Here is a 20,248-nt window from a genome sequence, read left to right on the forward strand (position 1 = left end):
TATCATGAAAAAGCAATTAATATATTCGTTGATACTTTCATTAGGTATTGCTGGTTCCAGTTGTTCCAATTTATTGGATACAACAACTTATGGACAACAAACGAGTGAAACTTTTTATAAGACAGATACGCAAATTGGTGAGGCTCTGACCGGAGCTTATTTACAGCTGAGAGTCAAATGGAATGAGTATGCTTTGGACCATTACCTGATAGGTGATTGCACTACGGATGACGCTCTGAAAGGCGGTGGTAGTGAGGGAGATATGGCTGAAATGTATGATATGGAACAGTTTATTACTCAGCCTAGTAATGCCGAGGTTGCTAGAAGATGGCGTTTATTGTATGGTTTGGTAAATCGAGCTAATGATGTGATTTATTATGCTCCGTCCGCTCAAGGAGACACTGAATTGTTGAAACGATATGTCAATGAAGCCAAAGCACTTCGTGCATTCGGTTACTATTTCTTGGTTACCTCTTTCGGTGATGTACCTTTGATAACAGAGCCTACAACTCCGGACGCAGTAACTATTACTGAACGTACTCCTAAAGAAAGGATTTATGAACTTATTATTCAAGATCTAACGGATGCCAAAAATTTACCGGCAAAGGGTGAGTATTCTATTGATGAACAATATCGTGTGACCAGCGGAATGGCAAGAGCCATGTTAGCTAAAACGTATATGTTTACATTCAATTATGTGGAAGCGGAGAAGGTACTCAAGGAGATTGTAGATTCGAGAAAGTATGAATTACTGCCTCAATATAGCTATAATTGGTTCAAGGAGTATGAGAACAGTTCGGAATCTGTTTTTGAAATTCCCAATCAGATGTATAATAAGAATGTAGGTACCGGAACTAATGTGCCTCATTTCTTCACGAGTCGTGGGGCGGTGGCCGGTTATGGCGGTTATGGTTTCCATTGTCCATCGCAAGATTTGTGGGATGCGTATGATGCTGATGACCCAAGACTTACTTATGTATTTACTCATACGGGTGATCGTTATGCTGGGGATACACAAGAGCAGAATAACTCTGTTTCTCCTACAGGGTATCACGACTATAAAATGACTGTACCTGCAGTAGATAAGATAGGCTGGGATGTATGGTTAATTTCTTATAATATCCGGTTTATCCGTTATGCTGATATTTTGTTGCTCTATGCTGAAGCACTGAATGAAAATAATAAATCCGGTGAGGCATTGATTTATTTGAATGAAGTTCGTAAGAGAGCACGTGAAACAGATCCGATAGATCCCAGAAGAGATAAGCAGGTATATATTCCGGCTACTACACCTAATTCTTTACCGGATATAACTACTACCAATAAGGATGAACTTCGGCAGAGAATTTGGGAGGAACGCCGTCGTGAGTTGGCTATGGAAGGTTGGAGAAGAGAAGAACTTATCCGCCAGAAGCGTTTCGGGCAAGTCATGAAAGCGTATGCAACGAAATATAATACAACCAAAGGTGCTCGTTTTGAGGAAAACAGAGATTATTTATTGCCTATCCCTCAAAGCGAAATAGATAGAACCAATAATATTGTGACTCAAAATCCTAATTATTAATTGATGAAAATAATTTTAAGATGAAAGTAAGTTACTATAAATTGCTTCTAAGTCTTTTGGGGCTTACAATGTTGGGGGCAATAACAAGCTCGGTTTATTCTCAAAAGTATCCTGAATGGGCTATTGGCCCATTCAAGAGATACGAAGGTAATCCGATTATGAAGCCGCAAGGTAAGTTCGGTACTTGGGAATCGCAAAATGCCTATAACCCAGCTGTTATTGTAAGAGATAATAGATTTTTGATGTTATATCGTGGTGAGAATAGCGATACGACTCTGTTTAAACATTATCGGTCACAAATAGGCTTTGCTGAGAGTGAAGACGGTATTCATTGGAAGCGCTATCCTAATAATCCGGTGTTGAAAGCGGAGTTTGATTATGAGCTTCCTGGCGGATTGGAAGATCCTCGTTTGATTGAGTTGGATGGAACATACTATGTTTATTATACGGCATATTGTGCCGACAAACACAGTTTTTGGCTCTGTGTCGCCACCTCTGCTGATATGAAACATTGGACTAAGCATGGCCCTATCTGGGGAGATTGGGACATTAAAAATATCAAGAATGGCGCTATCCTTACAGATCCATCGAACAGGCCGGTGAAAATCAATGGCAAATATGTTTTGTACTGTTCAGGAAATGATACGGCACATATTTGTTATTCGGAAGATCTGATACATTGGGAAATTAAAGATATAGAGAATGTTATTCCAAAAGGCTTTTATCCTTGGGAGTTTTGTATGGCTATGACAGATTATGAACCGACGAAACAGAATATCATCCTTTTCCTCGGAAGCCGACATAATGGTGGAAACGGCGAGATGACATGGAATTATGCTTTAGGGCAAAGTTTGATAAAGAAAGACAATCCGGAGAAAATTGTAGAGATAATGGAAGACCCTTATATGGTTCCTACAGAACCTTATGAACAGAAGGGCTTTATCCACTATACCTTGTTTTGCGAATCATTGACTTTGCATGATGGAGAGTGGTACCTTTACTATGGAGCTGCCGACCATCAAATTGGTCTCGCAAAGGCTCCTTACAAAGAATAACCAATTATTAATTAAAATAGAAATGAACATGAAAAAAGGACTTTTTTTACTTGTGAGTGTGGCGCTTTTATCCTCTTGTAGTGGGACGAAGGAGAAAATTACAGATTACAATAATCAAGAAGGGATATTTGAATGGCAGTTTCCTAATAAAGATAATGAAAAAGCGTGGCATCATTATTCTTATAGTACGGAGCGCTGGTGGGGAACTTTTCCGAAAGATATCCAGGTGCCTACTGACATGTATAAAACATATCCTTGGGCAATAGGCCCTTGCACCAAGTATGAACATAATCCCGTATTGTATCCTTCACCAGGGTGTTGGGATAAGGGTCGTTATGGCGGAGGTGTGCATAATGGCAGTATCATCATAAAGGATGACGTATTCTACTATGTATATAGAGGGGAACAACCAATTGACATAGAACAGAATACTCCAATTGATTATATTTGTGATATAGGCCTTGCTACAAGTACGGATGGCATTCATTTTGTGAAAGATACAATTAATAGTCCGTTTTTCAGGACCGGTGAAGACCGTAAATATAGTTATGAGGATGTAAATCTGGTCAGAAAAGACGATGTTTACTATTTGTTCTGTAATCAGTGGTTCTGGGAAAATCAAAAAGATCTGAAACAGAATGGTACATTCCTTGCTACTTCAAAAGACTTGCGTCATTGGACTAAAGTGGGAATTGTATTTCCTGAAGCAAAGCGTACTCATCGTAACGGAGTTGTTTTACAGAATCCTCATAATGAGGCTGTGAAAGTGAACGGCAAATATATTATGTATTTGAACGATGGTCTGATTGCTTATTCGGACGACTTGATAAAATGGGAATCTAAAGAGAATCCGAATTCTTGGCCAGGTGGTGAAGGCTGTTTTGCTTTATGCAATCATGTAAGTTCAGATCCTGACCGCATTGTATTGTTTACCGGAGGTAACCATACCGGGCATTTCTATGCTATTGGCGAAGTGCTTCTTTCTAAGAAAGACCCTGAAAAACCCTTGGATTACCTGCCTGCACCGGTTTTGATGGCGAATCCGCATTATCCTTATGAAAATGGTTATTCTGCGGATGTTCCCTATACTCCAATTTCATCATTCAGCGATTGCATCTTTTTCAATGGGCTAACGTTACACGACGGTAAGTGGTGGTTTTATTATGGTGGTAGTGAATATTATACATGTTTGGCTCATAGCCCTTATCTAAATCAATAATACTAATGAAAAGAAATTTATTATCTATATTATTCTTGGTGGGAATAGCTCCTGCCATGCTTGGACAGCAACTCAAAATCGATAGGATAGAGTTAATGCCTAATAAACCGGAACCTTATATAATGCGCGATTGGAAGCAAGTTGCGATTGGTTATGATTCACTGGTTTATGATGTAACAAAGAAAGGAGAATATCTTCCGTTAACCCGAATTACTTCGGATGTTACTAATTTCCCCGGACGTAAAAGCTATTTGCAATACACTTTTGTCGGATCTACCGATACCTTGAAGACAGAATCTATCAATACGTTTATGTCAATTGTTGGAGCAACGTTGTGTGGGGTAGATAAGACTAATTCTTTCGGTCAGAATTGGGTTTTGATGTCCGAAGAGTTCTTTAATTGCAAAAATGGACTAAACCTATATGGAAATCGGACTAGTGCAGTGACTGGATATGACTGGTGGTATGAGTTGATTCCCAACATACTGTTTTATCAACTCTATGCTTTGTATCCTGAAGTCGGTAATTTTAAGGAGGAATTCACCATTGTTGCTGACCGTTGGCTGGAATGTGTAAAGGCATTGGGAGGCGATGCAGAGAAAGGTACATTGCCTGATACGAATTTCCGTGCATTTAACTTTGACACGATGAAACCTTTGTTGGGAAGTGTACCTGAACCTGAAGCAGCCGGTGCTATGGGCTGGCTTTTCTATATGGCTTATTCACAGACACGCGAACAGAAATATTTGGATGCGGCAAAACTTTGTATGGAACGTTTCTCTAGTTTTACCTCTAATCCGTCTTATGAATTGCAATATTTGTATGGTACCATCAATGCTGCCCGTATGAATGCTGAGCTAGGTACAAATTATGATTTACATAAGATATTGAATTGGTGTTTTGACGTAGGACCACTCAGAAGATGGCAGCATACATTAGGTTGGGGAACTGTTGTAGGTAACTGGGGTGGTATGGATGTTTCAGGAATGATGGCAGCTATAAGTAAAGAAGGTGAAACAACTTGGGGTGATTTTGCTTTCATTATGAATGCATTCCAACAAATGGGTATCTTAGCTCCACTGGTACGTTACGACGATCGTTATGCACGTGCTATTGGTAAGTTCCTGCTTAATTCTGCAAATGCTAACCGCTTATTCTATTCAAAATATCTTCCGATTGAGAATCAGGATTGTGCAGAATGGTCTCGTAAATATGATCCTAATTCTTATATAGCATACGAGGCGGTTCGTCAATATAAAGATGGAAAAAGTCCTTTTGCTACGGGAGATGCTGTGCCTTACGGATGGGCTGAAACGAATTTGTCACTGTATAGTTCAGCTTCTGTAGGCTATCTGGGTGGTATTATGGAGAAAACAAATGTGGAAGCTATCTTGAAGTTTGATTTGTTGAAAACAGACTTCTTCCATGAAAAAGGATATCCGAGTTATTTATTTTATAATCCTTATGCTGTAAGCAAAAAGGTGGAAATTTGCTTAGGCTCAATATCTTGTGATGTGTATGATGCCATTTCCAATAAATTTATCGCCAAGTCTGTAAAAGGCAAATTCAAGTTTAGTATGCCCGCTGATGAGGCGATGATACTGGTACTGGCTCCAACGGAAGGAAAAATCACCTATGAGGGCAAAAAGACCCTGGTGAATGGAGTAGTGATAGACTATAATAATAAATAGAGTTTAGATTGATGAATAACAATACGATGAATGTTTTTCAGCCTGATTATACTAATATTCTGAAAGTGCTGAATAATCAACGTCCCGATTATCTACCTCTGTATGAGCATCATATTGATCCTCCATTCATTGCCAAGTGCTTGGGATGTGAACTGTCAATAGACAATTGTAAGTCAGACGCTGATTTGGATGATTATTTCTCGACCTACATATCTTTTTGGAAAGGGCATACCTACGATGCTTTCGACTACGAAGCAGCCATTTGTGAGATATTTCCGGGGCATGGGGCCATCTTGGGTGGAAAATTAGGGCCTATCCAGACACGTGATGATTTTGAGAAGTATCCTTTCGACGAGTTGCCTGCAATTTTCTGGGAGAAATATTCTCCAAGATTAGAAGCTATTCGTAGAGTGATGCCGGTCGGAATGAAGGCTTATGGTGGGTGCGGATATGGTATTTTTGAATCTGCACAAGACCTGGTTGGTTATGAGAGTCTATGCGTCATGCAATATCTTGATCCGGAGCTTTTTTCTGACTTGTTCAACAAGATAGGAGAACTGTATCAGAAGTTGTGGGCCAGAATGGTACGTGAATATAGTGATATTTTTGTGTTTTTCCGTATGGGAGATGATCTTGGGCACCGTACTGCTACTATGTTGGAGCCTGATACAATCCGGCAATTCATTCTACCTCAGCATAAAAAAGTCATTGATATAATCCATGCCGGCAACAAGAAATTCTTGTTGCATAGTTGTGGTAATATCTTTGAAGTTATGCCGGATATTATTGACATGGGGATTGATGCAAAACATTCCAATGAAGATCAGATAGCTCCGTATGATACTTGGATTGATAATTATTCTGATAAAATTGGACTATTTGGCGGATTTGATATGAATTATCTGATTTTGCATCCCTATGATGAAGTGTATAAGAAGGTGCTGGAAGATGGAACCCATTTCCGTGCCAAAGCTAAAGGTTACGGACTTGGTTCAGGGAATTCCATACCTGACTATATGCAGATTGAGGGCTTCAAAGCAATGGTAGATGCTGTAAAAGAAATACGTAGAAGAGAAGCAAACGGTAAATATTAGTATAGCGATGAATGATATTTTAAATAAAATAGCGGTTTGTGTGGAATATGGGAAATTGAATCGTAAAGTCCCATATCCCCCGTTTTTGAAAGAGCAAGATGGGGTGGACGAATTGACCCAACAAGCATTGGCAACCGGAATTTCTCCGAATGAAATTCTTACTGCCGGTTTAATTACGGGAATGAACAATATCGGAGTAAAGTTCAAAGATAACAAAGTTTTTGTACCTCAGGTTCTGATGAGTGCTAAAGCTATGAGCATAGGCATGGGATTTTTGAAAAAGTATTTTGCAGACGGTTCAGTGAAGCGCAAGGGGAAATTTATAATAGGTACAGTAGAAGGAGATCTTCATGACATTGGCAAAAATTTAGTATCGATGATGCTCGAGGGAAATGGTTATGAGGTTATTGATTTAGGTATCAATGTTACATCAGAGCAGTTTGTTGCTGCTGTGAAGGAGAACCCTGATGCTTTTGTCGGTATGTCTGCCTTGTTGACTACTACTATGGTCAACATGGAAAAAATTAATGTAGCAATTAAGGAGGAAAATCCGTGTGTGATAACTTTTGCCGGAGGTGCTCCTGTAAGTGAGGAATTTGCTAAAAGCATAGGTATAGATTATTATACGGAAGAACCTCAAGCTTTGGTAGAAATATTAGATGATTTAGTCAGCCGCCATGAATGTGCATGAGGTGCCTTTTGATAAGCTGAATATTACGAACCGTGATGTGCTGAGGGAGATGGGATATGGTATTAAAGACGCCGATTCCTTTGTCGAGCAGCAGATTGATTTATTGTTGGACGATCCGGCTTCTTTAGTCATGTCCCGGTTTGTTTATCGGATTTATTCGGGAAAGGTAGAGAGGGAGGTTATATGGATAGGAGATACTTTGCTGAATGTGGGTTCAATAATTTCTTCCATTATGGAAGGTGCTACGGCATTCGCTGTATTTGCAGCTACAGCAGGCGAGCATTTAGAAAAGGTAATGAAAGAAGCAGTGACAAGAAATGATGTTTTTGAGGAATATCTGGTTAGTGCAATAGGTTCTTGCATTGTAGAAAAGACCGGAGATTATATGGAAAATGTTCTTCAGGCAGAATTGAGCGTTTTGTCTCATACCCGGCGTTTCAGTCCGGGTTATTGTGGCTGGCCGCTTTCTGACCAAAAAAGCATCTTTCATCTTTTAGGTGATAATCCTTGTAATATAACACTTTCTGAATGCTTTCTGATGACTCCGATAAAATCAATTAGTGGGATAATAGGAATAGGAGAACATGTGAAGAGAAACCTATATGGTTGTGCTGTCTGTAATATGCAATCCTGTTATAAACGAAAAAAGAAATAGCTATGATAAATATGACACAATGGGCCCGTGACCTGATGGATAGACGGGAACGGGTTGCAATACCTATAATGACTCATCCGGGCATTGAGTTCTGTAATTACCAGGTAATTGATGCTGTTACTAATGGGAATATACACTTCCAGGCTGTCAAGAAGTTATATGATATGTATCCTTCTGCTGCTGCAACTGTTATCATGGATTTGACTGTTGAGGCTGAAGCTTTTGGGGCAGAAGTTACTTTTCCGAAAAATGAAGTGCCGAGTGTGATAGGTAATTTGGTGACGGATATGGATGATGTGGAAAAGTTAAATATTCCGGGTATGGATCAGGGGCGTTTGCCAGAGTATCTTCTTGTGAATCGTTTGTCGGCTGAGGCTATTCAGGATAAGCCGATTCTGGCGGGTTGCATCGGCCCTTATTCTTTGGCAGGACGGTTGATGGGAATGACGGAAATCATGACTGCCATTTATACTGATCCGGATATGGTAATGCTGCTTCTGGAAAAGTGTAGTGAATTTCTGCTGAATTATTGCAAGGAAATTAAGAGAACCGGCGTAGGTGGAGTCGTGATTGCAGAACCTGCAGCAGGATTGATATCAGCAGAGGATTGTTCTACCTATTCTTCAACTTTTATTAAAAAGATTGTAGAAGCGGTGCAGGACGACACGTTTATGATTGTATTGCATAATTGCGGCAATACGGGACATTGTACCGGTGCAATGGTTGAAACCGGAGCAGCTGGCCTGCATTTTGGTAATCGGATAGATATGCCGGCCACTTTAGAGGAATGCCCGGACGATGTGCTTGTAATGGGAAATCTGGACCCGGTAGGCTGTATGAAGATGGGTACTCCGGAAGGTGTCTATTTTGCTACTACGCAATTGCTTGGCAAGACATCCGGACATCGGAATTTTGTTCTATCTACCGGATGTGATGTGCCTCCCCATGTAGCGCCGGAGAATATCAACGCCTTCTATAGGGCACTTCAGGATTATAATCTTCATCTGAAATAGAAATACAAGATATTCTGCTATGAAAACCAAGAATAAGTTTCTGCTACTCATTCCTGTCATGTTATCCTTCTTCGTCATGGGTTTTGTGGATGTAGTAGGTATTGCTACGAACTACATAAAAGCTGATTTTCATCTTTCGGATTCTATTGCTAATTTGTTTCCTTTTATGGTCTTTCTGTGGTTCTTCCTGCTTTCTATTCCTACCAGTATGCTAATGAATAGGATTGGCTGTCGTAAGACTGTATTATTGAGCGTTGTAATTACAGCTATTGCGTTACTGTTCCCGTGTCTGGATTATAGTTTGGGGATGATGTTAGTCTCTTTTTCTCTGTTGGGGATAGGGAATACTCTGATACAGGTATCGCTGAATCCTCTTTTGGCTAATATTGTAAGTGGAGATAGGCTGGCGAGTTCATTGACGTTAGGGCAGTTCATGAAAGCCATTGCTTCTTTTTTGGGGCCGATTATCGCTGGTTGTATGCTACTGAGGTTTGGAAATTGGTTGTATCTGTTTCCATGTTTTTTTATTGTTGCATTGGTTTCAGCTATCGGGCTCTCTGCTGTCTCGATAGAAGAACAAAAGCAAGAGAGAGAGTCCTCTTTCATGCAGTGTTTATCCCTATTGGCCGATAACGTTATTTTGGTCCTTTTCTTGGGCATTGTTTGCCATGTAGGGATGGATGTTGGCATAAATATGACACTTCCTAAGATACTGATGGAACGTGTAGGTATTGATTTGTCGGAAGCAGGTTATGCATCCAGTGCCTATTTCTTGTTCCGTACGGTGGGGTGTTTTGCCGGAGTATTTATTCTGGCACATTGCTCCAGCAGGAAATTCTTTAAGGTAAGTCTTGCTTTTTTGTTGTTGGGCTTGGTAGGATTGCTGTTTTTTAATGGTAAGGTTCTTTTGTATGTCTCGATTGTTTTTGTGGGATTAGGAAACTCGAATATATTTTCTATCATCTTCTCACAGGCTTTGTTGCATAAGCCATCGCAAAAGAATGAGATTTCGGGACTTATGATTATGGGACTGATAGGTGGAGCTATTTTCCCTCTATTTATGGGGCTGCTGTCTGATTTGTTTGCAGCACAATTCGGGGCTATTTTGATAGTATGTGCAGGAGCGGCTTATTTGGTATATGTAGGGATGAAGATGCGAGCATAATATAATAAAAACAGTAGAGATAGAGAACTTCTAAATCTACTGTTTCTTTATTGTGTTTATCAGATGCTTTACTTCCCTTCTTTCGCTTTGAAGGCCAACGCATACATTCGCATCTGCTTTACCATGGACAGCAGTCCGTTGCTACGGGTGGGCGACAAGTGTTCCTTCAGTCCTATTTTATCAATGAAATAGAGGTCGGCATTCAGTATCTCATCCGGTGTGTGCCCGGAGAGTACTTTGATAAGCAGTGAAATGATTCCTTTCACAATCAGTGCGTCGCTTTCGGCCTGGAAAATAATTTTTCCGTCCACTTCGTCTGCCTGCAGCCATACGCGGCTCTGGCAACCTTCAATCAGGTTTTGTTCCGTCTTGTATTTTTCGTCGAGCGGTTCCTGCTCGTTTCCTAAATCAATAAGAAGTTGGTACCGGTCCATCCAATCGTCGAAATCATTGAATTCGGCAATTACTTCATCTTGTACTTCGTTGATACTTATCATGGGATTTACTATTTTACTATTTACGATTTACTATTTGATGGTCTATTTCTCATTGTAGATGACTTCCAGCAAGGTCTGTCCCACTGCGTTGAGAGTGCCCTTGTCGATGATGTCCATGGTGTCGTCTATCGTGTGCCAGAAGTCACCGAAGCCGGTGTCGCAGTTCGGGTCATAGTTGATGATGTCTACGCAGGGAATCTGCCGCAGGTTGTATACATACATATGGTCGTCTGTCACTTCGGTGCCTTTTTCTTTGGGGAAGAAGTTGCCGAAGCCCAGGCGGTGGGCTGTGTTCCATATCTTGTTCACGTACTTACCGGCGGTTCTTTGAGAGAACTGTTCCTTGTAGAAGGTGGCGTTCTTTCCACCCACCATGTCGAGCAGGATGCCGTAGCGGGCATTATAGCCGTCTACATGGGGTACTCGTCCCCAATATTGCGAGCCCAGGCACCAAGTGTCGTTCTTGTATGCACCTTGATAGAAGTAGGGGATGCCATAGTCTTCGGCGTCAAAGAAGATGATGTCGATGCCTATGGCTGGAGCCTGCTGCTGTAGTTGGCGGGCCACTTCGAGCAATACGCCCACACCGCTGGCTCCATCGTTCACACCCAGGATAGGGCTGTGATGCTTCGTCTTGTCGGCATCCTGGTCGGCATAAGGACGGCTGTCCCAATGGGCACAGAGCAGTACACGCCTTTTGCTTTCCGGATTATAGGCGCCGATAACATTGCGCGCTTTCAGGATGGTGTTGTCGTAAGCCACCAGGTCGGCATGCTGGTTGTATACTTTGGCGCCGAATTCTTCCAGCTTCTTGGCAAGGAATTCTCCGCAGGCTTTGTGGGCGGCGGTGTTGGGCACGCGCGGACCAAAATCCGCTTGGGTCTGTATGTATTGATATGCACTGTCTGCACTGAACTGAGGCACTTGGACAGTCGCTTTGGTCGCATCGCCCTCACTGTCATTATCGGCTGCAGACTTGCTGCTGTTGTTGCTGCATGCCACTATCGCTACAATCAGCAACAGCAGCAACGGGATGAATGTATAATTCCGTTTCATTCTCTTTCTGTATTAAAACTTAGTTTCACTTCTTTCTTTCCAACTTTCAGTGTTACCGCAGCGCCGTTTATCAGCGGTACATTCATGCTGACATGTCCGACGGGAAAATCGAAACATATCGGGTAATCGTATTCCTTCACCAAATCGGCCAATGCGCCATATAGGTCTTTTCCCAGGGACTTGTTCTCCTCGTATTCGGTGAATTGTCCGATGATGAGGCCGGAAAGCTTGTCGAGGACACCTCCCAGTTTGAGATTGTACATCATGCGTTCCACCGCATGTGGGCGTTCTCCCACATCTTCGATGAAGAGGATGGTGCCTTCGGCGGGAATATCGTAAGGAGTACCACGCAGCCCGTAGAACACAGACAAATTGCCGCCGCGCAACACGCCTTTTCCCTCTCCCTTATGATTTAGTTTGTGCCCCGGGCAGACATAACTGAATGCTTCGGTTCCTCCCAATGCCTGCCCGAATAGTATATCCTTCAGTGCTTGTGTGCAGAAGTCGTCTTCCGGTTCTACTGTGAGATGGCGCGCCATGGGGGCGTGCAACGACGCGAAGCCATTCTGCTGGAACAGATTATGGAGGGCGGTGATGTCACTGAATCCGATGAGCCATTTGGGATGCTGCCTGAACTTGGTAAAATCCAGTTTGCCTATCAGATGCACGGCTCCGTAACCGCCCCGACTACAGAATATGACTTTGGCTTCTTCATCGTCCATGGCTTCCTGCAGGTCCTCGAGGCGTTGCCGGATATTTCCTGCATACGTTCCGTTGGAACTCCCCGCGTGCTTTGCGAATACGACTTCCAGCCCCCAGGACTTCAAACGTTTGTAGGCGCCTTTCAGGAAAGATTTGTCAATCTTGCTGGAAGGGGAGAGAACAATGACACGGTCACCTTCCTGCAGATACGGAGGGAAAATAAGACTACCCATATATATTATCAATCTATTTTGGGCAAAAGTACACAATTCACCACAGATATCACAGATTAACACGGATTTTTAACAGAAGAGAGGGAGGTTATATATGATATATAATCAACAGAGTAATTCAAATTCTGTTCAAATCCGTGTCAATCTGTGTAATCTGTGGTGAACATATCAAAATGATATTAAACATATAAAATTTCAACGGGGCAAATGCTGTATTTCTCGACATTTTTTTAGATATTTGCTAAAAATCTAACGTTATGGAACCGATACGGAACTTTGCCCAGTTAACAGCCCACCTGAAAACCTTGAATAAGAGGAAACGTATTGCGGTAGTCTGTGCCAATGACCCTAATACAGAATATGCCATATCCCGTGCCTTGGAGGAGGGGATTGCGGAATTTCTGATGATTGGCGATTCTGCCATATTGGAAAAATATCCCACTTTGAAGAAATATCCTCAATATGTCAGTACCTTGCATATAGAAGATTCCGATGAGGCTGCACGTGAGGCGGTGCGTATCGTACGCGAGGGTGGAGCGGACATCCTGATGAAAGGCATCATCAATACCGACAATTTGCTACGTGCCATTCTGGACAAGGAACATGGTTTGTTGCCTAAAGGAAAGATTCTGACCCATCTGGCCGTGATGCAGATACCTACTTACGATAAACTGCTCTTTTTCTCCGATGCTGCGGTCATTCCCCGCCCGACACTGCAACAGCGCATTGAAATGATTTGGTATGCCATCCATACTTGCCGCCATTTCGGGATAGAGCAGCCACGCATCGCGCTGATTCATTGCACGGAGAAGGTTAGCGCCAAATTCCCCCATTCATTGGACTATGTGAATATTGTAGAACTGGCGGAAGCCGGAGAGTTCGGCAATGTCATCATCGACGGCCCGCTGGATGTGAAGACCTCTTGTGAGAAGACGAGCGGTAACATCAAAGGCATTGTATCACCGATTGACGGGGAGGCGGATGTGTTGATATTCCCAAACATCGAATCGGGCAATGCTTTTTATAAGGCTGTATCTCTGTTTTCTCATGCCGATATGGCCGGGTTGCTGCAAGGACCCTCATGTCCGGTGGTATTACCGTCGCGTAGCGATTCCGGTTTGTCCAAATATTACAGCATTGCCATGGCTTGCCTGACCAGCGGGGTGAAAGAACCTTGATTGTAATTAGTAATTTGTAGTTCGTAATTTGTAAATCGTAATCAATGAAAATACTGGCAGTAAATCCCGGTTCCACCTCGACAAAAATTGCTGTCTATGAGGATGAAACTCCCCGTCTGGTACTCAACATCCGGCATTCGGTGGAGGAGCTTTCCCAATTTCCCCGCATCATCGACCAGTTCGAATTCCGCAAGCACTTGGTGCTGGAAGCGCTGGAGGCCAATGACATTCCCTTTAAGTTCGATGCCATCGTCGGCCGTGGGGGATTGTTGAAACCCATTCCTGGCGGTGTGTATGCCGTGAACGATGCCATGTTGGACGATATGCTCCACGCCATGCGTACCCACGCCTGCAACTTAGGTTGTCTGATAGCCCACGAACTTGCCGCCATGCTGCCCGGCTGCCCCTCTTTCATAGCCGATCCCGGCGTGGTGGACGAACTGGACGATGTGGCACGCATCACCGGTTCGCCTCTGATGCCCAGCATCACCATCTGGCACGCCTTGAACCAGCGAGCCATCGCCCGGCGCTATGCTGCCGAGCGTAGTGCCCTGCAGCCCGAAGCTCCCGTGCATTACGAAGACCTCAATCTGATTGTCTGTCACTTGGGTGGAGGCGTTTCCGTAGGAGTCCACCGCCACGGCCGTGCGGTGGACGTGCCCAATGCCCTCGACGGTTTCGGTCCTTTTTCGCCCGAACGTGCAGGTACCCTGCCCGCCGGGCAACTGATAGACCTTTGTCACTCGGGGCGTTACACTACCGAAGAACTGAAGAAACGTATTTCCGGCAAGGCGGGACTTGCCGCCCATTTGGGTACTACCGACATTCCCGCCATAGAGAGGCGCATCGCTGAGGGAGACACCCATGCCGCTTTGGTGCTTGATGCCATGATTTACCGCATTGCCAAGGAGATAGGCGGTGCTGCTGTTGTGCTTTATGGCAAGGTGGACGCCATTCTGCTTACGGGAGGTATGGCACATTCCGAGTACATCACTTCGCGGTTGCAGGAGCGTGTCTCTTTTCTTGCCCCTGTCCACGTCTATCCCGGAGAAGACGAATTGGAAGCATTGGTAATGAATGCGCTGGGAGCTTTGCGTGGAGAGCTTCCGGTGCAGGTTTACCGATAATAATCATATCGCTTTTGTTCTTCATGAAAGTGTCATAACTCACCACAGATTACACAGATTCACACAGATAAATATGTCAGATATCAATAAACTAAAAAAATCTGCGTGAATCTGTGTAATCTGTGGTGAGTTATGACATATATGGAATCCCGGTTTACTTACCGTAATCGTCGTACATCATCAACAGATGTGAGGAGCTCCAGCTGAAATGGGGAGCTTTCAGGCGTTCGCCGGTATGGGTTCCGTAGTTCTCGTGGATGGGAGCACCCTCTTTCAGCCCACTCAGGCGGTCGAAGACTTGCAGCGTATATTCATCTGCCAGCCGGTTGTAGCCGTAGTTGCGCAGTCCGCGGATGGCAAAGTAGGTTTGGTCCAGCCAGATGGGGCCACGCCAGTAGCCGCGCGGATTGTATTTGGGATTGTCGGCGGCAATGGTCGGGAAGGGGATATACGTGGAGAACTTTGCCGTATCTTGAAGCATGGGCAGCATGCTGTCCACTTGCGCTTGTGTGGCAATCCGGGTCCACAACGGAGTGTAGGCTTCGCAGCCCGGCTCTTCGATGAATGAACCGTCCTTCAGGCGGCGATCGCAGAAGAAGTTGATGTTCTTGTCAAAGAAATAGTCGGCTACCTGGCTACTGTAGTCCGGTGCGTCGAAAGGTATCTTCAGCAGGCTGGAGAATTTCTTCAGCAGTTTGCATTCCAGTGCCAGATAAGCGTTCAAGTCCACACTCTCCTGATCCATACTCCAGGCATCCTCGTAGCCTTCGTTTTTCAGCATCACGGCGCCGTCAAAACGGATGGCGTTGTCCATGCCGCTTTCCCAGGCGGCAGCTTCCAGTGTTCCGTCGGTAGCACCGTACTCGCACATGCCATTGCGGTTGTGGTCGCGCTTCTCGTACCACCATCTATAATAGGAGAGCAGTTGCGGATACATCTCGGCAACGAAGGCGGTGTCACCCGTATGGGTAAATATTTCATCGACAGCCCAGCATACCAAGGGAGGCTTGCTGTCACGGGCATTGTTCTCGGAGGGGTCGGTGTAGATACAGTCGATAATCATGCCGTCCGGTTGCTGGTAGTCGAACATGGCTCGGATGTTGTTCTTGGCCAGTTCGGGGTCGAATTTGGCGGTTCCGGCACTGAAGCGCCAGCTATCCCATGCCCAAAAGCCGACGAAATAGCCTACGGCATGGCTCGGGATGATACCTTCGTGAAGCAATCCACCGCGGTGTGTCCGCCAATTGGAGATGAGCGTGGTGACGGCTTTCACGGCGATACGGTCATATTCGGGCTTCATGTCCTTGCGCAGTATCTTGGTGAGGTAACCTTCCCAACGTTCGGCATTGGCTTGCAGGGCGGGGGCGGGATTGTTGAGCAGGCTCGGCAGGTTTTGCAGGTTGGCAGTCATCTCTTTTTCGGAAGTGAAGAAAGAGATGGCTACGTTGACAGGGTAGCGCGGAGAGCGGACGAGGGCTGTATAGTTATTGTCGGTCTTGGCCAGCTCTACATTAGGAGTGAAGGTCACGGTTACGGTTTCGCCACTGGGATGACGGGCGATGACGGAGTTCTGTTCTACGCTGACGGTGATGTCTTTGCCCCATTGGCTACCGGAGAGCAGCAGGTCTTCAGCCGTGTCGGCTTCGATGCGCAGCAAGGCGGTCGAGGCACTTGTGAAGTTGAGCCGTTGTGTGATGCTCCCGTGGGTGGAATGTGCCGACATATAGAGTTCGCCGGGGTAATAGCAAGTGGAATCCGGAACAAAAATCTCTTGTGTATCTTTGGCAAAGCTTACGACGGCGGCTGACTGTGCCATCCACTGGCGGCGGAACATATCGAGGCTGAAGGGGCCGCAGAAGCCGTTGACCCATTGTTGCCGTTCGGGCAGCGTGAAGCCCATCCACGAGCCGGCGTCGGTGAACCAACCATAGCAGCGGTGCAGGGTGTCGGGAGTGTAGGAGATGTCCAGTATGTCGGCGAAGGCATACCGTTTCTCCGTAGTGCTTTTCATGCCGGGGGTGCAGGCTGCGATGCCTGCGGCCAACAATGTGAAGCAGAGTATGCGTATAAATTTGTATTTCATATGAATGAGGTATTTAACGGTTATTTGTGCGCTTGTTCCGCTGCATCATCCTCCGGTGCGAGAGGGGCGAGCGTGAAGCTGTATTTCCATTCGTGCGGAGTGATGGTGTACTCGGGATGAACTTGTGCTCCCCAGGTATTGTCACCGCCTACGCCCATCTGCTTGTGGTCGATGTTGAGCCATATCATATCTTTCTTCTGGATGCTTCCACCGTGGCGGCGCTCCATCTGTGAGGGACGGTATTCAATGTCCTCCATCGGGAAGTTCCAGGCGCTTACGCTCAACGGTTCTTCGCCCACTACCAGCAGGCCTTCGCCGGTTGCATTACGTAGGGCCACCCAGCGTACGTCACAATGATTGGCCGTCTCTTGGGCTCGTACATACGGATGGTACTGTTCCCAGACTGTTGCGTTGTATAGGCCTATCAAGGCTCCCGTCTTGCGGTCGGCATACGTCTCTTGCGGACCACGGCCCAGCCAGGTCATCATTTCATATTCGGCAGGGAGTATCATGCGCATGCCCAGACGAGGCATCTCGCTCAATGGCTTCTTGCCGGGGGTGAAGTGCATGGTTACCTGAACCTTGCCGTCGGGAGTGATTTTGTAGAGAGTCTGCAAATCAGCATCTTGTTCTTCCATGCGGTAGGTCGCAGTGACAGTAGCCGTTTGTCCGGCTTCTGCAACTTCGATGTTCTGCAGTTTGGCATCGCGTCCGGCGTTTCTCCAGGTGCCGCAGCGTATCAGGTGCCCATTTGGAATATCATTATCGGTCAACGGGCGCCAGAAGTTGGGTTGCAGCCCTTCCTTAATCAGATTCTTTCCGTTGTAGTTCAGCTCTGTCATTTCACCGTTTCGGGTAGAGAAAGCTACCTGGAAGTTATTGCCTTTCACGGTCAATGCTTCGTTGTTGCGGTTTACGGTCAACGTTCCCTCCACCGGCTGAACGGTTTTGGCTGACGGGACGGAAGGCAGTTCCCATTGTTCGATGGCAACCTCGTGTCCTTTCGGTACTAATGGCGCTTCGTGCTTGGTGAATGCACGAAGTGTGAGGAAATACTCCTTGCCGTCGGCAGGCAGCGCTTTCAGTGGCAATTCTATGTTGGCAGAGTTTTTGGGAGCAATCTTGGGGAAATCCATCTCACCGTTCTGAACGGTCTTGCCGTCGCATTCCACTGCCCAGCGGAGGGTATATCCTTCCAATCCGATGAAATCGTGCCAGTTGGTGACCTTTATCTTGTTCGGGGTGAAGGCAAGCGGTTCGAAGTGGATGTATTGCAATACCTTCTTCACTTCGTAGATGTGCGGGTGCGGGGTGCGGTCGGCAGCAACCAGGCCGTTGGCACAGAAGTTGGAGTCGTTGACGACACCTACAAATCCCATGTCGCCGCCAAAAGCCCAGATGTCGCGCTGGTTCTCGTCCTTGATGGCAAACGTCTGGTCCACCCAGTCCCAAATGAAACCGCCTTGCAGCTGGTCGTACTTGTAAATCAAGTCCCAGTAGTCCTGGAAGTTACCTACACTGTTACCCATGGCATGGGCATATTCGCAGAGAATCATGGGGCGGGCATCACGCTGGTTCACGTGTTGGCGCAACCTCCAGATGCGTGCGTACATGGGGCAATAGATGTCGCTCTTGGAGTTGTAGCCACCCCCTTCATATTGTACGGGACGGGTGGGGTCTATCTTCTTGGTATAGTCATACAGAGTTTCGAAGTGCTTGCCGTAGCCCGACTCGTTGCCCATGGACCAAGTCACGATGGCAGAGTAGTTGCGGTCGCGTGCAATCATACGGCTCATCCGCTGCATGAAAGGCACCTCCCAGTCGGGATAGTTGGCAAGGGTCTCATCCTTGTGGAACATCATGCCATGGCTCTCGATGTTGGCTTCGTCTACCATATAAAGTCCGAATTCTGTGCAAAGCTCGTACCACGCATAGTTGTTCGGGTAGTGGCAGTTGCGTACACCGTTCAGGTTGAACTGCTTCATCAGCTGGATGTCGTGTATCATGGACCCCACGGTGATGGTACGTCCCTTGTGCGGGTCGTGCTCGTGACGGTTCACCCCCTTGAAGAGGACGGCCTGGCCGTTAATCATCTGCATGCCGTTCATCATTTCCACGGTACGGAAGCCAAAAAGGTGCGTAAAGGATTCCTGCGGTTTCCCTTGTGCATCAAAGGTGCTGACTACCAGCGTGTAGGTGTTCGGTGTTTCGGCATTCCAGGCTCGTGCATTCGTGAACACTTGCTGCTGGGTAAACAAAGTGTCTGTGGCAGAGGTTATGGACTTTTTCCGGTCATAGATAACCTTGTCCCTGTCCATTACCTTCACTTCCACCGTTTCTCCGGCTTTAGGCTGATGGAGGAATACATCCAGCTTTAGTTCGCCATCCTTGTAGTTGTTTATCAGTTCCGCTGTCATCCGGAAGTCCTTGACGCGGCTCTGGGGGCGGGCGTAGAGATAAACACTCCGTTCGATGCCGCTGTATTTCCAGTAGTCCTGGCCTTCCAGGTAGGAACCGTCGCTATAACGGAATACTTTTACAGCTAGTCTGTTGTTGCCCTTCTTCAGCAGCTTGGTGATGTTGAAGTGCGACGGCAGGCGGCTGTCCTCAGCATAACCCGCCAATTCGCCGTTTACCCATACATAGTAGGCAGACTCCACTCCTTCGAAATCGAGGAAAACGTCCATGCCTTCCCAACCTGCCGGGACGGTGAATTCGCGGATATAAGCGCCTACGGGGTTGTAGTCGGCAGGCACGTAGGGCGGATTGGGTGGGAACGGATAACGGGTATCTGTATAGATGGGCGCATCGAACCCTTGCAGCTCCCAGCTTCCAGGAACTTCTATTTTGCTCCACTTGCGGGTACTGAATCCGGGCTTGTGGAAGTCTTTGGGGCAGAGGTCATTGTTCTTTGAGAAAAGGAATTTCCAGGTGCCGTCCAGCGTGATGCGGCGTTCTGTTGCAGGATTTACGTCGAACCGTACGTCGGCAGGCAAGGCACGTTGTTTCAGTGCGTTGGCTTCATTCGTGAATGGAGTGAAGTGGGCGTGCATCGGCTCTCTGTTCATTTCGTTGACTTGCGGGTTCTGCCACGGCTCGTTGTCGGCCAGGGCATCGGTGCAAAGCAGCGAAGAAAGGAGAAAGGTATAAAGTTTGGTTTTCATTATTAATAGGATTTAGTGATATAAAAATGGCTCTTGTCAGAGACCGGTGTCTGTCAAAAGA

Annotated in this window: 16 protein-coding genes; 11 read left to right on the plus strand and 5 right to left on the minus strand. The window is 45.9% G+C overall.

The window, feature by feature from the left end; genetic code table 11:
- The first annotated feature begins 4 nt into the window (after window positions 1-4).
- The 9 genes from CSD97_RS00225 to CSD97_RS00265 are packed head-to-tail and all read left to right on the plus strand — an operon-like array spanning window position 5 to window position 10,147.
- On the plus strand, window positions 5-1,564 hold the full coding sequence (locus CSD97_RS00225) for a RagB/SusD family nutrient uptake outer membrane protein (protein ID WP_098031801.1): 1,560 nt from the start codon (window positions 5-7) through the stop codon (window positions 1,562-1,564).
- Window positions 1,565-1,584: 20 nt separating this feature from the next.
- Complete coding sequence (locus CSD97_RS00230; protein WP_098031802.1) at window positions 1,585-2,619, plus strand: hypothetical protein; 1,035 nt, start codon at window positions 1,585-1,587, stop codon at window positions 2,617-2,619.
- A 28-nt stretch (window positions 2,620-2,647) separates the two neighbouring features.
- Window positions 2,648-3,838 carry a hypothetical protein gene (locus tag CSD97_RS00235; RefSeq protein ID WP_159461922.1) on the plus strand — a complete coding sequence of 397 codons (1,191 nt, stop codon included), beginning with the start codon at window positions 2,648-2,650 and terminating at the stop codon, window positions 3,836-3,838.
- A gap of 5 nt (window positions 3,839-3,843) precedes the next feature.
- A complete protein-coding gene (locus tag CSD97_RS00240) occupies window positions 3,844-5,529 on the plus strand; it encodes a hypothetical protein (protein WP_130080319.1) in 1,686 nt (561 codons plus the stop codon).
- Between the two features lie 11 nt (window positions 5,530-5,540).
- On the plus strand, window positions 5,541-6,623 hold the full coding sequence (locus CSD97_RS00245; RefSeq protein ID WP_244284003.1) for a uroporphyrinogen decarboxylase family protein: 1,083 nt from the start codon (window positions 5,541-5,543) through the stop codon (window positions 6,621-6,623).
- A 7-nt stretch (window positions 6,624-6,630) separates the two neighbouring features.
- Window positions 6,631-7,314: a corrinoid protein gene (locus CSD97_RS00250; RefSeq protein WP_098031806.1), complete on the plus strand. Its 684-nt coding sequence runs from the start codon at window positions 6,631-6,633 to the stop codon at window positions 7,312-7,314.
- Window positions 7,301-7,969: a vitamin B12 dependent-methionine synthase activation domain-containing protein gene (locus CSD97_RS00255; RefSeq protein ID WP_098031807.1), complete on the plus strand. Its 669-nt coding sequence runs from the start codon at window positions 7,301-7,303 to the stop codon at window positions 7,967-7,969. The genes CSD97_RS00250 and CSD97_RS00255 overlap by 14 nt, the downstream gene beginning before the upstream one ends.
- The gene (locus CSD97_RS00260) at window positions 7,966-8,982 is read left to right on the plus strand and encodes a uroporphyrinogen decarboxylase family protein (RefSeq protein ID WP_173675093.1); all 1,017 of its coding nucleotides are present in this window, start codon (window positions 7,966-7,968) and stop codon (window positions 8,980-8,982) included. Before CSD97_RS00255 ends, CSD97_RS00260 begins: the two co-directional genes overlap by 4 nt.
- Window positions 8,983-9,001: 19 nt before the next feature.
- A complete protein-coding gene (locus CSD97_RS00265) occupies window positions 9,002-10,147 on the plus strand; it encodes an MFS transporter (RefSeq protein ID WP_098031809.1) in 1,146 nt (381 codons plus the stop codon).
- Between the two features lie 68 nt (window positions 10,148-10,215).
- Here the strand turns inward: CSD97_RS00265 and CSD97_RS00270 are convergent, their stop codons facing one another.
- Genes CSD97_RS00270 through CSD97_RS00280 form a run of 3 tightly spaced genes read right to left on the minus strand, consistent with a single transcriptional unit; the run spans window position 10,216 to window position 12,635 of the window.
- On the minus strand, window positions 10,216-10,641 hold the full coding sequence (locus CSD97_RS00270; RefSeq protein WP_098031878.1) for a SufE family protein: 426 nt from the start codon (window positions 10,639-10,641) through the stop codon (window positions 10,216-10,218).
- A 45-nt stretch (window positions 10,642-10,686) separates the two neighbouring features.
- Window positions 10,687-11,700, minus strand: a complete 1,014-nt coding sequence (locus tag CSD97_RS00275) for a M28 family peptidase (protein ID WP_005830510.1) — start codon at window positions 11,698-11,700, stop codon at window positions 10,687-10,689.
- A complete protein-coding gene (locus tag CSD97_RS00280; protein ID WP_005830507.1) occupies window positions 11,697-12,635 on the minus strand; it encodes an LD-carboxypeptidase in 939 nt (312 codons plus the stop codon). Before CSD97_RS00280 ends, CSD97_RS00275 begins: the two co-directional genes overlap by 4 nt.
- A 257-nt stretch (window positions 12,636-12,892) precedes the next feature.
- Between CSD97_RS00280 and CSD97_RS00285 the strand changes: the two genes are divergently transcribed.
- Window positions 12,893-13,813 (plus strand): phosphate acyltransferase, encoded by a 921-nt coding sequence (locus tag CSD97_RS00285; RefSeq protein WP_005834523.1) that lies wholly within the window; start codon window positions 12,893-12,895, stop codon window positions 13,811-13,813.
- 44 nt (window positions 13,814-13,857) lie between these two features.
- A complete protein-coding gene (gene buk, locus CSD97_RS00290) occupies window positions 13,858-14,940 on the plus strand; it encodes a butyrate kinase (RefSeq protein WP_005830498.1) in 1,083 nt (360 codons plus the stop codon).
- A gap of 154 nt (window positions 14,941-15,094) precedes the next feature.
- On the opposite strand, the gene CSD97_RS00295 is transcribed toward buk, so the two are convergent.
- Entirely contained in the window at window positions 15,095-17,023 is a 1,929-nt protein-coding gene (locus CSD97_RS00295) for a trehalase family glycosidase (protein WP_008662663.1), read from the minus strand.
- A gap of 20 nt (window positions 17,024-17,043) precedes the next feature.
- On the minus strand, window positions 17,044-20,187 hold the full coding sequence (locus tag CSD97_RS00300) for a glycoside hydrolase family 2 TIM barrel-domain containing protein (protein ID WP_098031810.1): 3,144 nt from the start codon (window positions 20,185-20,187) through the stop codon (window positions 17,044-17,046).
- Window positions 20,188-20,248: the final 61 nt, after the last annotated feature.

Source organism: Bacteroides sp. AR29 (assembly GCF_900217715.1).
Taxonomy (GTDB): Bacteria; Bacteroidota; Bacteroidia; order Bacteroidales; family Bacteroidaceae; genus Bacteroides; species Bacteroides uniformis.

Coding starts and splice junctions, on each gene's coding strand:
- CSD97_RS00225 (WP_098031801.1), top strand. CDS start 5: ATGAAAAAGCAATTAATATATTCGTTGATACTTTCATTAGGTATTGCT.
- CSD97_RS00230 (WP_098031802.1), top strand. CDS start 1,585: ATGAAAGTAAGTTACTATAAATTGCTTCTAAGTCTTTTGGGGCTTACA.
- CSD97_RS00235 (WP_159461922.1), top strand. CDS start 2,648: ATGAAAAAAGGACTTTTTTTACTTGTGAGTGTGGCGCTTTTATCCTCT.
- CSD97_RS00240 (WP_130080319.1), top strand. CDS start 3,844: ATGAAAAGAAATTTATTATCTATATTATTCTTGGTGGGAATAGCTCCT.
- CSD97_RS00245 (WP_244284003.1), top strand. CDS start 5,541: ATGAATAACAATACGATGAATGTTTTTCAGCCTGATTATACTAATATT.
- CSD97_RS00250 (WP_098031806.1), top strand. CDS start 6,631: ATGAATGATATTTTAAATAAAATAGCGGTTTGTGTGGAATATGGGAAA.
- CSD97_RS00255 (WP_098031807.1), top strand. CDS start 7,301: ATGAATGTGCATGAGGTGCCTTTTGATAAGCTGAATATTACGAACCGT.
- CSD97_RS00265 (WP_098031809.1), top strand. CDS start 9,002: ATGAAAACCAAGAATAAGTTTCTGCTACTCATTCCTGTCATGTTATCC.
- CSD97_RS00275 (WP_005830510.1), bottom strand. CDS start 11,700: ATGAAACGGAATTATACATTCATCCCGTTGCTGCTGTTGCTGATTGTA.
- CSD97_RS00280 (WP_005830507.1), bottom strand. CDS start 12,635: ATGGGTAGTCTTATTTTCCCTCCGTATCTGCAGGAAGGTGACCGTGTC.
- CSD97_RS00285 (WP_005834523.1), top strand. CDS start 12,893: ATGGAACCGATACGGAACTTTGCCCAGTTAACAGCCCACCTGAAAACC.
- buk (WP_005830498.1), top strand. CDS start 13,858: ATGAAAATACTGGCAGTAAATCCCGGTTCCACCTCGACAAAAATTGCT.
- CSD97_RS00295 (WP_008662663.1), bottom strand. CDS start 17,023: ATGAAATACAAATTTATACGCATACTCTGCTTCACATTGTTGGCCGCA.
- CSD97_RS00300 (WP_098031810.1), bottom strand. CDS start 20,187: ATGAAAACCAAACTTTATACCTTTCTCCTTTCTTCGCTGCTTTGCACC.